Source organism: Pseudooceanicola nanhaiensis DSM 18065 (assembly GCF_000688295.1).
GTDB classification, from domain to species: domain Bacteria; phylum Pseudomonadota; class Alphaproteobacteria; order Rhodobacterales; family Rhodobacteraceae; genus Pseudooceanicola; species Pseudooceanicola nanhaiensis.
Genome location: NZ_JHZF01000013.1, coordinates 21,279 through 33,566 on the forward strand (window position 1 = coordinate 21,279; position 12,288 = coordinate 33,566).

Genomic DNA, 12,288 nt, shown 5'->3' on the forward strand with positions numbered 1-12,288 from the left:
GGCACCGCCCGTTGCGGCGACAAGCCTAGACCGAACCGCAGGGTGACGCCAAGCCGTGACACCCGCTTGCGCCCAGTGTGGCGATGCCCGACACTCCCGCCGCGTCAAAGGAGAAGCAGATGACCGAGGACAGCGACCGTCACGCGAAGAAGATGGCCAAGAAGAAGGCCGCCCGCGACAAGATCATGGCGACCAAGACCGGCGAGAAGGGGCTGGTGATCGTCCACACCGGCAAGGGCAAGGGCAAGTCCACCGCGGCCTTCGGCATGATCTTCCGCTGCATCGCCCATGACATGCCCTGCGCCGTGGTGCAGTTCATCAAGGGCGGGATGTCGACCGGGGAACGGGACCTGATCCTCTCGACCTTCGCCGACAGGTGCCGGTTCCACACCATGGGCGAGGGCTTCACCTGGGAGACGCAGGACCGCGAGCGCGACATCGAGATGGCCCAGGCTGCCTGGGAGAAGGCGAAGGAGCTGATCCGCGACCCCGACTTCCGCATGGTGCTGCTCGACGAGATCAACATCGCGATCCGCTACGGCTATATCGACGCAGCCGAGGTCGTGGCCTTCCTGGCGGCGGAAAAGCCCGAGATGACCCATGTCGTCCTGACCGGCCGCAACGCCGCCGAGGAGGTGATCGAGGCCGCCGACCTCGTGACCGAGATGGAACTAGTCAAGCACCCGTTCCGCTCCGGCATCAAGGCCCAGATCGGCGTCGAATTCTGACGCTGCCCCGGCTTTCCTCTGGTTCCGTATCCTCGGGGGGAGTCGGGCCGCAGGCCCGGCGGGGGGCAGACAGCCCCCCTCCCCGCGCAAGGCCCGCGCCCGGCCGCAAGACAGGAGACCCGCAAACGAAGGAACCCGGCCGCATGGGCCGGGTTCGTTCCGTTCAGCGCCTGAGCGACCTGGTCAGTGCAGTTTCGCGTCCACCGTGGCGATCGAGTCGTCGATCAGCTTGTTGGCCTGGGCCGCGCTGATCTCCTTCGCGATCACCTCGCGGGCGGCGGCAACGGCCACCTGGGCGGCCTGGTCGCGAACCTCGCGGATCGCCGCCGACTGGGCCGATTCGATCTGATCCTCGGCCGAGGCCAGACGCCGCTTGATCGAGGCCTCGAGGTCGCGCTTCGCCTGGTCGGCGGCCGCCTTCGCCTCGGTTTTCGCGGTCTCGACGATCCGGTCCGCCTGCGCCTGCACGTCCTTCTGCTTGCGCTCGTAGGAGGCCAGCAGGGTCTGCGCTTCCTCACGCAGGGCCCGTGCCTCGTCCAGCTCGGAACGGATGCCGTCGGCGCGCTTGTCGAGCATGCCCGCCAGCTTGCCGGGGACCTGGAAGTAGACCAGGACGGCAAGGAACAGGATGAAGGCCAGCAGCACGATGAAGTTCGTGTTGCCGAGCGAGAAGAACGGCCCCGTCGCCGCGGCCGCCGGGGTGGCGGCCAGAACGGCTGCGGGGACGAGTGCGATGCGTTTCATCATGCCCATCATCCCTTCACCCGGTTGTCGACGGCTGCGTCGATCGTGCCCTGGTCGGCGCTGAAGCCGAGCGCGGTCACGATCTCGGCCGCGGCGTCCTTGGCCACGACCCGCACGCTTTCCACGGCGCCGGCACGGATGTCGGCGATCGCCTTTTCGCTCTCGGCGCTCTTCGCGGCGATCTGTTCGTCCGCCTTCGCGATGGCCGCGTCGAGCTCGGCCTGGATCTCCGCCTTCGCCTCTGCGGCGATGCGGCCCGCCTCGACCCGGGCATCCGCCAGGGCCTTTTCATAGGCGTCTTCCGCCTCGGAGGCCTTGCGCTTGAGATCCTCGGCGGCGGCGATGTCGTTGCTGATCGTCCCGGCACGCTGTGCCAGAACGGCACCGATGCGCGGCAGCGCCACGCGGCTCAGCACCAGGTAGATCACGATCAGCGTGACCACCAGCCAGAAGATCTGGTTGGGGAAATGCGCGAAGTCGAGCTGCGGCATCCCGGCGCCCGAGGCACCGTGATCGCCCGCGACGCCGGTGGCGTCCGCGAAGCCCTGTGCGTTTTCGCCCACAGTTTCGGTTGCCATGTGATCCTCCTGGAACCCGATGTTACCACGGACGGGGCCGCTCGGGCACCCGTCCGCACGTAAGGATTGTCAGGTTCGGATCAGACGGCGAACATCAGCAGCAGCGAGACGAGGAAGGCGAAGATGCCCAGTGCCTCGGCGAACGCGATGCCGATGAAGAGGGTCGCGGTCTGCGACGCGGCGGCCGAGGGGTTGCGCAGGGCGCCGGACAGGAAGTTGCCCGCAACGTTGCCCACCCCGATTGCGGCAGCGCCGGAACCGATTGCTGCGAGGCCTGCGCCGATGTGTGCCAGATCGCCTTCCATGATGTGTCTCCTTACGATGGAATTGGTGATTTCGGTGTCATGGGCCGAAGCCCGGGTTGATCGTCCCGGCCCGAAGGCCGGGGGTATGCCGTGGGGTGCGTGCCCTGCAGGCACCGCGCCTCAGTGTGCCGGGTGCAGCGCGTCCTTCAGGTAGACGCAGGTCAGGATGGTGAACACGTAGGCCTGGATGAAGGCCACGAGCACTTCCAGCCCGTACATCGCGGTGACGGCCACGACCGAGAGCGGCGCGATGGCGGCGATCGCGGCGAAGCCGGCGAAGACCTTGATCACGGCGTGGCCGGCCATCATGTTGCCCGCCAGACGGACGGAGTGGCTGACCGGGCGCACGAAGTACGAGATCAGCTCGATGATCGCGAGGATCGGGCGCAGCGCGAGCGGCGCCGACTTGACCCAGAAGAGCTCGAGGAAATGCGCGCCGTTCTTCACGAAGCCCAGGATCGTCACGGCGAAGAACACCGCGAAGGCCAGCACGGCGGTGACCGCGATGTGGCTGGTGGTGGTGAAGGCGAGCGGCAGAAGGCCGAGGAAGTTCGCGAAGACGATGAACATGAACAGCGTCATGATGTACGGGAAGTACTTGATGCCGTCCTTGCCGGTGACGTCCTCGATCATCTTGTAGACGAAGCCGTAGGCAAGTTCGGCGACCGATTGCGTGCGGCTCGGGATGGTGGCCCGCTTCGAGGTGCCCATCACCAGCAGCAGCACGATGGCCAGCACGGTGAGCGCCATCCAGAAGGTCGCGTTGGTGATCGTGTACCAATGCACCGCGCCGTCCCCGAACAGCGGCTTCACGATGAACTGGTCCATCGGGTGGAACTGGAGCGCGCTTTCGCCCCCGTGTGCGTCAGTAACCGCTTCCGTCGCCATCTCAGCCCTCTTCGTCCCTGTCCCCCTTGGGGGAAGCATCCCTGGCGGTCTCTTCGACCGTCCATTCCCGTTGGATTTCCTGGGCCGAGCGAAGCATCGTCTTCACCCCGGCCACGAAACCCAGCAGCGTGAACACGATCATCCCGAAGGGTGCGGTTCCCGCCACGAAATCCAGCCCGTAACCGATCACCGCCCCGATCCCGAGGCCTGCGACCAGCTCCGTGACCATCCGCCAGGCCAGCTGGGCCTGGGAATGGTGGTCCTCCTTGCGGGGGCCCGGCTCCTGCGATTTCTTCATCGCGGCAAGCCGTTCCTCAAGCTGCGCCATGCGCTCCTTATGGTCTGGCTCGGACACCGGAATTCCCCTGAGGACGTCCGCGATGTTGCTATGCGGCATCGCTATGCGAGTCAAGCGACGCAGGCGCGCGGGTCATGCCCATCTAACCCGTTGAAATAAAACGGCATCACGCTACCGCGAAAGGCCGCCCCTCGCCCGGACACCGGCCGCGCAGGCCCGCTTACGCGGTTTCCCCTCATTCAACCGAAAAGTTGAGCAAGCCTCCGGCGCGTCTTGACCCGCCCGGCCCCGCGCGCCTTATGGGGGCGATGACCCGCGCGCTCGATCACGTCTTCTCGGCCCTCGCCGACCCGACCCGCCGCCGCATCCTCGCGATGCTGCTGGAGGACGACATGGCCGTGACCGACGTGGCCGAGCCCTTCGACATGTCGCTCGCCGCGATCTCCAAGCACCTTGGCATCCTGACCCGGGCCGGCCTCATCAGCCAGGAGAAGCGCGGCCGCATCACCTGGTGCAAGCTCGAACCCAAGGGCCTCTACGATGCCTCGGTCTGGATGCAGGGCTTCGGCCAGTTCGAGCCGGTGAACCTCGACGATTTCGAGCGCTTCCTGCTGGCGCAGCTGGAAGAGGGCCCGCCGGACTGACCGCCGCTTTCCGGTCACCATTCGGCAACACCTGTGGCCGATCCGCCCCGGCCGGCCCCGCTTCGGTCGAAATGAGGCCCCAAACGCCCGATACCTGCATCCCGTCATGCAAAGCACCGCGTCCCCGATTCCCCCTCACTCCGCCCCCGGTTCCGGGCCCGGGCGCCCGATGCGCGACTGGCGGCGCGGGGCGCTCCGGCTGCTGGTCCGCCAGCGCGGCGGCAAGGAAGGCGCGCCGGAGACCGAGGGCGGCGCGGCCCATCTCGACAGCGTCCTCTTCCTGCTTGTCGTCTGCGCCATGCTGCTGCCCACCTCGGCCGGCTACGAACTGGCCACCGCGGCGGCGCAATCGGTCGTGGGCCTGCCCTTCGCGGTGATGATGTTCCTCAGTCCCTTCGCCGTGATGGCGCTGCTGCCGCTGCGGCTGCTGCATCTCACGCTCGACGGGCTGTTCGGCATCCGCCTGCGGCTCGGCCTGCTGGCCCCGCTGGCGCTGGTCTGCCTCGCGATCTTCCTGGCCCTCGGCCCGCTCGGCCTGCGGCCTGCCCCCGCCGGTCTGGCCGTCCCCGACGAGGTGGCCGTCGTGGCGGGCCTGTCCTGACCGCGCTCACTCCTCGCGGAGCAGCATCAGCAGCGCCACCACCGTCAGCAGCACGCCGACCAGGATGATCGGGGGCGGCACGCCGTGTCCCAGCATGGCCTCCCAGGCGATCACCCAGGACGGCGTCAGGTAGGTGTAGGCCATCACCTTGGCGGACGGCAGGTGGAGCGTGGCGAACTGGAGCAGCACGAAGGTCGCCGCGCTGGCGAAGATCGACACGTAGAGCAGCGTGATCCAGACGATCGGCGGCAGCGCGGCCCAGTCCGTCGCCAGGATCTCGGGCCAGGCATAGGCGGTGAGCACGAGGAAGCCCGCGACCAGCATGCCGAAGGTGAAGACGACCGGCGGCTCGCCGCGGTTCAGCCGGGCGACCAGCGGGGTGTAGATCGCATGCGCCACGCAGCCCCAGAAATAGATCACCTCGCCCCGGCCGATCTCCATCGCCAGAAGCGCCGAGAGGTCGGCGCGGAAGATCACCCAGAGCGCGCCGGACCCGCCGACGGCCAGCGCGAGCGCCATGCGCGCGGTCGTCACCTGCCGCAGCAGGACCCAGCCCGCGACGGCGGCCATGATCGGCGTCAGGGTGAAGACCGCCGCGGTCGACACCGCGGGCGCCGTCTTGAGCCCCTCGAACATGAGCACGAAGTAGATCGCGAAGATCCCGCCGAGCAGCGGATACCGCCAGGGCGCCCGCAACGCGCTGCGCGGGATGCCGGTGGTGGCCAGGGCCACGGCGCCGACGATCACCGCCGCCAGCAGGAAACGGACCGAGTTGAGCGCCGCCGGCGCCACGAAGGGCGCGGCCATCGACCCCAGCGAGAACGACCCGGCGACCAGCGCCGAGAAGGCCAGCATGGCGGCATGCCCGCGCATCGGGCGCCGTTCGCGCAGGTAGCTGGCCGTCGTCGTCACTGCAGCTTCTCGTCCTTGAACCAGTCCTTGAGGAAGGTCAGGAAGGTCTGGACCTTCGTCGTCCGGTGCAGGTCCATGTGGGTCACCAGCCAGAGCCGGCCCTGCCACTCCTCGGCGGGGGGATGCACCTCGACCAGCTCGGGATGCTGCGCGGCCTCGTCCCGCCGCAGGAAGCCCAGGCCGATCCCGGCCAGGATCGCGCGCTGCACCGCCCGGTTGTCGCCGGACCGGAACACCACCTGCGAGGACGGCACCTGCTCGCGCAGCCATTGCGCATAGGGCGCCCGGCTGGCGGGATCGTCGAAGCCCACGAAGCGGTGCTTGACCACCTCTTCGGCGCTCTCCGGCTTGCCGTGCCGCGCGATGTAGGCGGGCGCCGCATAGATCGCCCAGTTGAGCTCCATGAAGGGCTGCACCACGTTGTCGGGCTGCTGCGGCGGGCTGCCGGCCCGGATCGCCACATGCGCCTCGCCGTATTCCAACCGGAACAGCCGCACCGAGGTCAGGTAGCGCAGGATCACGTCCGGGTATTTCTCCTGGAACGCGGCCAGCGGCGGCACCAGAAGCTGCGAGAAGCCCGAGAGCGTCGTCACCACCAACTCGCCCGAGACGGCGTTGCCGCGCCCCTTGATCCGGCCCGACAGCTGCGAGAACTGGTCATCCGTGGCCTGCGCCACCCGCAGAAGGTCCTGCCCGGCCTCGGTCGGCGTGTAGCCCCGGGCGTGGCGCTGGAACAGCTTGACCCCCAGCCGACCCTCGAGCGCGTCGATGTGCCGGATCACCGTCGCATGGTGGACGCCCAGCACTTCGGCCGCCCCCGAGACGGTGCCCAGCCGGGCGACCTGATAGGCGGTGCGGATTTCGTCCCAGTTTTCCATGTGGCCCTCTTCCGACAACGTTTCTTCTGTGCGTGTACCAACAGTTACCGCAATCAATGCGCTTTGCGTGCGGAGATGCAAGGGGGCACGCTCTGCCACCTGTCGCGACGGCGCGGAACCGGATGCTGCGCCGCAGCGTTCAGCCCCGGTCTGGACGGGCGTGCCCCACTGGTGGAGAGATCGGATGAACTACTACCTGAAAGCCTGGCTCAGCGCCGCGACCCTTCCCGTCTGGCTGGCCTCTGCCTGCTGGTTCGACGCCGTGAAACTCGCGAGCGCGCCGCTGAAGCCCTTCGAGGACGCACGCCGCGAGGAATGACCGCGGGCCCCTCGCGGGCGTCCGCCGACATGGGCCGGCGCAGGAACGGCGGTGCCGGCCGGCGCGTTGTCCCCGGCGACCGCCCGGATGGGTCGCGCGGAAAGGAGTGCTCCCCATGACCCCCTACAACCCCTTCGCTCTCTGGACTTGGCCGATGCAGGCCTCGGCCGCGTTCTGGAGCGCCTACTGGACCAACATGTCCCGCATGATGTCCATGCCCCTGCCGCCGGGCGCTGCCGAAGCGACCGATGCGGCCGCCGCCGGCGCCGCGGCCGTCACCAAGGGCGGCCGCACGCCCGTCTGAGCTCAGAACTCCACTTCGAGCTCGACCACCGCGTCGGGCTCGGCCAGCGCGGCCTCGGTCCATTCCCGCATCGGCGCCCAGTCGAAGATCGTCTCGCAATAGGCCTGAAGCGGGTCCTCCAGCTCCACGGCATAGGTGCGGAAGCGGGTGCAGACCGGGGCCCACATGGCATCCGCGATCGTCGGCCGGCCGAACAGGAACGGCCCGCCGTAGGTCGAGAGGCAATCGGCCCAGATCTCCTTCACACGCGCCACGTCCGGCCGCGCGCCCGAGAAGATCTTGAACGACGCGTGCCGCGCCTTGAGGTTCATCGGCAGGGCCGAGCGCAGGTTGTAGAAACCCGAGTGGATCTCGCCCGAAACCGCGCGGCAATGCGCCCGCGCCTTGATGTCGTCGGGGTAGAGCCCGGCGTCGGGGAATATCTCGTTCAGGTAGCCCGCGATCGCCAGCGTGTCCCAGACGTCCACACCGTCATGGCTCAGCCGCGGCACCCGGACCGACGGGGCGAGCAGCAGGAGCTCCTGCCGGTTCGCGGGATCGTCGGGATCGACCGGCTTCTCGTCGAACTCCAGCCCGGCCATCCGGCACAGCAGCCACCCCCGGAGCGACCAGGACGAGTAATTCTTGGACGAGATCGTCAGCGTTGCCTTCGACATGGTCACACCCTTCGCATTTGATGCTGCGCTGCCAATAATTTTGTCGCACCGCAGCACGCGTTTCACTAGCGTTTTCGCAAGAGACAGGCGCGAGAGGCCGGAATGCTCTACCAGATGTATCAATTTCAGGACGATATGATTGCGCCGATGCGCCATGCGGCGCGCGGGGCCCGGCTGGAACAGAGCGCCCTGGGCCGGATGCTGAACGGCTCGATCCGGCCCTTCGACGCGACGATGGAGATGATCTCGCGCTTCCGGCTGACCCATGAGCGGCCGGATTTCTGCATCCGCAGCGTGCCCGTCGGCAACCGGGAGGTCGCGGTGCGCGAGGAGATCGCGCTCGACCTGCCCTACGGGCGGCTCCTCCACTTCGCCAAGGACATCGACGTGGCCCAGCCCAGGGTCCTGATCGTCGCCCCGCTCTCGGGACATTTCGCCACCCTGCTGCGCGGCACGGTCGAGGTGATGCTGCGCGACCATGACGTCTATGTCACCGACTGGATGAACGCCCGCGACGTCCCGACCGGGGCCGGGCCCTTCGGCGTGGAGGATTACGTCGCCTATCTGATCCGCTTTCTCGAGGTGCTGGGACCGGACAACAACATCCTCGCCGTCTGCCAGCCCTGCGTGCAGGCGCTGATCGCGGTGGCGGTGATGTCACGGGACGACCACCCCTGCACCCCGCGCAGCATGACGCTCATGGCCGGCCCGATCGACGTCCGCGAGAGCCCGACCGAGGTGAACGACCTCGCCTTCGCCAACGAGCTGGCCTGGTTCGAGCGCAACGTGATCGCCACCGTGCCCAACCGCTTCGCCGGGCGCGGGCGCCGGGTCTACCCCGGGTTCGTGCAGCTCTTCAGCTTCATGATGATGAACATGGACCGCCACCGGGCGCAGCACCGCAAGCTCTACCGCCACCTCGCGCGGGGCGAGACGGCCGAGGCCGAGCGGATCATGGAATTCTACGACGAGTATTTCGCCGTGCTCGACCTGACCGAGGAATTCTACCTCGAGACCATCGAGCGCATCTTCCAGAAGGCCGAGCTGGCGAAGGGCGAATTCACCTATCGCGGCGCACCGGTCGACCCGTCCGCGATCCGCAAGACGGCGCTGCTCACCGTCGAGGGCGGGCGCGACGACATCTGCGCGCTCGGCCAGACCGCGGCGGCCCATGATCTCTGCTCGTCGCTCCGGCCGCATCTCAAGCGGCACCACCTGCAGGCCAACGTCGGCCATTACGGCGTCTTCAACGGCACCAGGTGGGAGCGCGAGATCTACCCGGTGGTCCGCAACATGATCCTCGCGATGGAATAGGCGCGACACGCATCTCAGTTTCCGCGTGTATCCCCGGAACGATTCGGGCATCTTGCGCGCATGAGCATCTACCTGCGGCAGATCTGCCTTGTCGCCCGGGACATGTCCCCGGTCCTCGAAACCCTGACCGACATCTTCGGCATGGCCCCCGTCTTCGCGGACGAGGCTGTCGGACGATACGGGCTCGAAAACACCCTCCTGGGCGTGGGCACCCAGTTCCTCGAAGTCGTGGCCCCCCTGCGCGAGGGGACGGCCGCGGGCCGCTACCTCGACCGGATGAAGGGCGACGCGGGCTACATGGTCATCTGCCAGGCCCAGACCAGGGCCGAGCAGGACGCCGTCCGCGCAAATGCCGCGGCGCAGGGGGTCCGCGTGGCCACCGAACGCGACGCCGGCAGCTACCGGATGCTCCAGCTCCATCCCGGCGACATGGGCGCGGCCTTCCTCTCCCTGCCCTGGGTCGAGGGCGGCGATCCGACGGGCACGTGGCCCTTCGCCGGCCACGACGCCTGGCGCGACAGGGTCCGGGACGACACCGTCTCCGCGATCACCGCCGCAGAGCTGCGCTCGCCCGATCCCGACCGGCTCGCCGCCCGCTGGGGCGCGGTGAGCGGCCTGCCGGTCGAGACCTGCGGCGGGCTGCCGATGATCCAGCTCGGCAATGCCACGCTGCGGTTCGCCGAAACCCGCGGCGGCCGGCCCGAACGGCTCGCCGGGCTCGACCTGCGGGTGCGGGACCGGCAGGCGATCCTCGACCGCGCCGCGGCGCGCGGGCTCGAGATCTTCAAGGAAGAAGTGACGATCTGCGGCGTCCGCTTCGCGCTGCACGAGGCGGAGTGACGCGCCGTCTCCCCGACCTGGCCGAAGGCCCCCCGGCTTCCTCTTGCCGGAAATATCCCGGGGGGAATTGGCGGCCCCCGGCCGCCAAGGGGGGCAGCGCCCCCGGGACCCCAGGCATGTAATGCGCCGCGCCGAAGGCGCGGCGCTCCGCTGGATCGGACCTCCCTGCAGATCCCCGCAATGCCCGCCACGGCCGCGCGTTCGGCCGGCCCGGCGCCGCGACGCGTTTGTGGCAAACCCTTGCGCGGCGCGCGGTTCTGCGGCCTCCTGCCAGGAGGGACCGGCCCCCAAGGAGGACGACGCATGATCGAGGACTACGAGGTCTATGCCGTGCAATACGGCACCATCGCCGAGCGGCGCGCCTCCGAGAACTTCCTGGGCGGCGATCCCCACGACGCGGCGCCGATGCCGCTCAACTACTACGTCTGGCTGATCCGGAACGCGGACCGGGTGATCCTCGTCGACACCGGCTTCAATGCCGAGCGGGCCGCGCGCCGGGGCCGGGTGCTGCAGCGCAACCCGGTCGAGGCGCTCGAGGTGCTGGGCATCGCGCCCGAGGATGTCGACACCGTCATCATCACCCATCTCCACTACGACCATGCGGGCAACATGGACCGTCTGCCCAATGCCCGCTTCGTGCTGCAGGAGGCCGAAATGGCCCATGCCACCGGCCGGTCCATGCGGCACGCGCTGCTCCGGCATCCGTTCGAACTGGGCGACGTGCAGCTCATGGTGGCGCTGAACTACGCCGAGCGGGTCAACTGGGTCTCGGGCGAGGCCGAGGTCGCGCCGGGCGTCTGGGTCCACCATCTGCCGGGCCATTCGGCGGGACTGCAGGCGGTGACGGTCGAGACGCGGGCGGGGCGCCTCTGCCTCGCGTCGGACGTGGCGCATTTCTACGACAACATCTCGCGCGGGCTGCCCTTTCCGGTCACCGCGGACGTGGCGCGGCAGCTCGACGGGCACGAGGCGGTGAAGCGGCTCGCGGGACGGCCCGAGCTGCTGATCCCCGGCCACGACCCGCGGGTGAACGAGCTGTTCGCGCCGATCCCGCAGGACCCGCTGATCTTCGACCTGACCCGCCCGCGCTGAAGGCGCCCCTGCCCGATACACCTGCACATGAACCCGGTGACGCCGTCCGCGCGGGCGCTCAGGCCTCGGCCGAGGCGCGGATCATCGTCTTGCCGAGGTTTCCGCCCTGCATCATGTCGATATAGGCGGCGGGCGCATTTTCGATCCCGTCGCGGATGTCCTCGCGGTAGTGAATCCGGCCCTCGGCATACCAGCGGGAGACATCGGCGAGGAAGCGGTCGAAATGGCTGTCCACGAAATCGCCCACGAAATGCTCGTTGACCGTGACGCGGCGCGCGGCGCGCAGATCGGCCGAGCGGGCGAGAAGCGCGGCCTTCCCCTTCGCGGAGGAGCCGTCGGGCCGCTCTCCGATCAGGCCGCAGATTGTCATCCGGGCGCCCCGGTTGAACAATGCGGCGGTGGCGTCGAACAGCCGGCCGCCGACATTCTCGAAATAGACGTCGACACCGTCGGGGCAGGCCTTGGCGAGGTCCCCCGGCAGGTCGGGCGACAGGTGGGAGACCGCGGCGTCGTATCCGAGGTCCTCGCGCGCGACCCGCATCTTCTCTTCCGTCGAGACGATGCCCACCACCCGGCAGCCGCGGATCTTCGCAAGCTGGCCGACGATCTGACCGACCCCGCCCGTCGCGGCCGAGACCACGACCGTTTCGCCCGGTTCCGGCTGCCCCTGCACCAGAAGGCCCGCATAGGCGGTCAGCCCGTTCATCCCCAGCACGCCGAGCGCCAGCGACGGATGACCGAGGGACGGGTCGATCCTCCGGGTCTTCATGTAGGCATGTTCCGGGACGCCCGCGCCGATCAGCCCGTATTCGGACCAGCCGTTCAGGCAATGGACGAAATCCCCGGGCTGCCAGTCGGGGGTGTTGGAGGTCTCGACCTGCGCGACGGTCCGGGCGTGGAGGACGTCTCCGGGCCGCTCCAGCCCCTTCACCTTGTAGCCCCACTGGTAGGGGTCGAGCGAGATGTAGACCGTCCGCGCCAGCGCCTGGCCAGGGCCGGGCACCGGAACCGGGCTCTCGCGGAGGGCGAAGTTCGCGAGCGTCGGCATCCGCTCGATCGGGGCGTCGGTCAGGGTCCACTGGCGGTTGGTCATCGCGGCCTCCAAGCCGCCCGGCGTGCCGCCGGGCAAGGCCCGTGTCAGGGGGGGCTTCGGAGCCCGGGCGGGGATTGGGGGTCAGGGCGCATTG

The 12,288-nt window shown here is 68.8% G+C and carries 17 protein-coding genes; 8 read left to right on the plus strand and 9 right to left on the minus strand.

Features of this window, described 5'->3' with window-relative positions; translation table 11 throughout:
* The first annotated feature begins 119 nt into the window (after window positions 1-119).
* On the plus strand, window positions 120-728 hold the full coding sequence (gene cobO / locus Q344_RS0110265; protein ID WP_028286624.1) for a cob(I)yrinic acid a,c-diamide adenosyltransferase: 609 nt from the start codon (window positions 120-122) through the stop codon (window positions 726-728).
* A gap of 183 nt (window positions 729-911) precedes the next feature.
* On the opposite strand, the gene Q344_RS0110270 is transcribed toward cobO, so the two are convergent.
* The 5 genes from Q344_RS0110270 to Q344_RS0110290 form a co-directional block, all read right to left on the minus strand.
* Window positions 912-1,475, minus strand: coding sequence for a F0F1 ATP synthase subunit B (locus Q344_RS0110270; protein WP_036539441.1), 564 nt, complete (start codon window positions 1,473-1,475; stop codon window positions 912-914).
* 5 nt (window positions 1,476-1,480) lie between these two features.
* Window positions 1,481-2,050, minus strand: a complete 570-nt coding sequence (locus Q344_RS0110275; protein WP_028286626.1) for a F0F1 ATP synthase subunit B' — start codon at window positions 2,048-2,050, stop codon at window positions 1,481-1,483.
* Between the two features lie 80 nt (window positions 2,051-2,130).
* On the minus strand, window positions 2,131-2,355 hold the full coding sequence (locus tag Q344_RS0110280) for a F0F1 ATP synthase subunit C (protein ID WP_008755373.1): 225 nt from the start codon (window positions 2,353-2,355) through the stop codon (window positions 2,131-2,133).
* A gap of 120 nt (window positions 2,356-2,475) precedes the next feature.
* A complete protein-coding gene (locus Q344_RS0110285) occupies window positions 2,476-3,243 on the minus strand; it encodes a F0F1 ATP synthase subunit A (RefSeq protein WP_028286627.1) in 768 nt (255 codons plus the stop codon).
* A 1-nt stretch (window position 3,244) separates the two neighbouring features.
* Window positions 3,245-3,571: an AtpZ/AtpI family protein gene (locus Q344_RS0110290; protein WP_229669263.1), complete on the minus strand. Its 327-nt coding sequence runs from the start codon at window positions 3,569-3,571 to the stop codon at window positions 3,245-3,247.
* Window positions 3,572-3,849: 278 nt separating this feature from the next.
* Between Q344_RS0110290 and Q344_RS0110295 the strand changes: the two genes are divergently transcribed.
* Complete coding sequence (locus Q344_RS0110295) at window positions 3,850-4,185, plus strand: ArsR/SmtB family transcription factor (protein ID WP_028286629.1); 336 nt, start codon at window positions 3,850-3,852, stop codon at window positions 4,183-4,185.
* 169 nt (window positions 4,186-4,354) lie between these two features.
* On the plus strand, window positions 4,355-4,786 hold the full coding sequence (locus tag Q344_RS0110300) for a hypothetical protein (protein ID WP_028286630.1): 432 nt from the start codon (window positions 4,355-4,357) through the stop codon (window positions 4,784-4,786).
* 6 nt (window positions 4,787-4,792) lie between these two features.
* On the opposite strand, the gene Q344_RS0110305 is transcribed toward Q344_RS0110300, so the two are convergent.
* Together Q344_RS0110305 and Q344_RS0110310 are read right to left on the minus strand one after the other, a co-directional pair.
* Window positions 4,793-5,659: a DMT family transporter gene (locus tag Q344_RS0110305; RefSeq protein ID WP_036539445.1), complete on the minus strand. Its 867-nt coding sequence runs from the start codon at window positions 5,657-5,659 to the stop codon at window positions 4,793-4,795.
* Between the two features lie 35 nt (window positions 5,660-5,694).
* Window positions 5,695-6,576: a LysR family transcriptional regulator gene (locus Q344_RS0110310; RefSeq protein WP_028286632.1), complete on the minus strand. Its 882-nt coding sequence runs from the start codon at window positions 6,574-6,576 to the stop codon at window positions 5,695-5,697.
* Window positions 6,577-6,760: 184 nt separating this feature from the next.
* Between Q344_RS0110310 and Q344_RS26690 the strand changes: the two genes are divergently transcribed.
* Together Q344_RS26690 and Q344_RS0110320 are read left to right on the plus strand one after the other, a co-directional pair.
* Window positions 6,761-6,895, plus strand: a complete 135-nt coding sequence (locus Q344_RS26690; RefSeq protein WP_268238695.1) for a hypothetical protein — start codon at window positions 6,761-6,763, stop codon at window positions 6,893-6,895.
* A gap of 115 nt (window positions 6,896-7,010) precedes the next feature.
* Window positions 7,011-7,199 (plus strand): hypothetical protein, encoded by a 189-nt coding sequence (locus Q344_RS0110320; RefSeq protein WP_028286633.1) that lies wholly within the window; start codon window positions 7,011-7,013, stop codon window positions 7,197-7,199.
* Between the two features lie 2 nt (window positions 7,200-7,201).
* On the opposite strand, the gene Q344_RS0110325 is transcribed toward Q344_RS0110320, so the two are convergent.
* Window positions 7,202-7,855, minus strand: a complete 654-nt coding sequence (locus Q344_RS0110325; protein WP_028286634.1) for a glutathione S-transferase family protein — start codon at window positions 7,853-7,855, stop codon at window positions 7,202-7,204.
* A 102-nt stretch (window positions 7,856-7,957) separates the two neighbouring features.
* Between Q344_RS0110325 and Q344_RS0110330 the strand changes: the two genes are divergently transcribed.
* The 3 genes from Q344_RS0110330 (at window position 7,958) to Q344_RS0110340 (ending at window position 11,101) form a co-directional block, all read left to right on the plus strand.
* On the plus strand, window positions 7,958-9,169 hold the full coding sequence (locus Q344_RS0110330; RefSeq protein ID WP_028286635.1) for a polyhydroxyalkanoate depolymerase: 1,212 nt from the start codon (window positions 7,958-7,960) through the stop codon (window positions 9,167-9,169).
* Between the two features lie 60 nt (window positions 9,170-9,229).
* Window positions 9,230-10,009: a VOC family protein gene (locus Q344_RS0110335; protein ID WP_028286636.1), complete on the plus strand. Its 780-nt coding sequence runs from the start codon at window positions 9,230-9,232 to the stop codon at window positions 10,007-10,009.
* A gap of 303 nt (window positions 10,010-10,312) precedes the next feature.
* On the plus strand, window positions 10,313-11,101 hold the full coding sequence (locus tag Q344_RS0110340) for an N-acyl homoserine lactonase family protein (protein WP_028286637.1): 789 nt from the start codon (window positions 10,313-10,315) through the stop codon (window positions 11,099-11,101).
* Between the two features lie 58 nt (window positions 11,102-11,159).
* Here Q344_RS0110340 and Q344_RS0110345 read toward each other — a convergent pair whose 3' ends face one another.
* Window positions 11,160-12,194 (minus strand): NADP-dependent oxidoreductase, encoded by a 1,035-nt coding sequence (locus tag Q344_RS0110345; protein WP_028286638.1) that lies wholly within the window; start codon window positions 12,192-12,194, stop codon window positions 11,160-11,162.
* Window positions 12,195-12,288 lie beyond the last annotated feature (94 nt).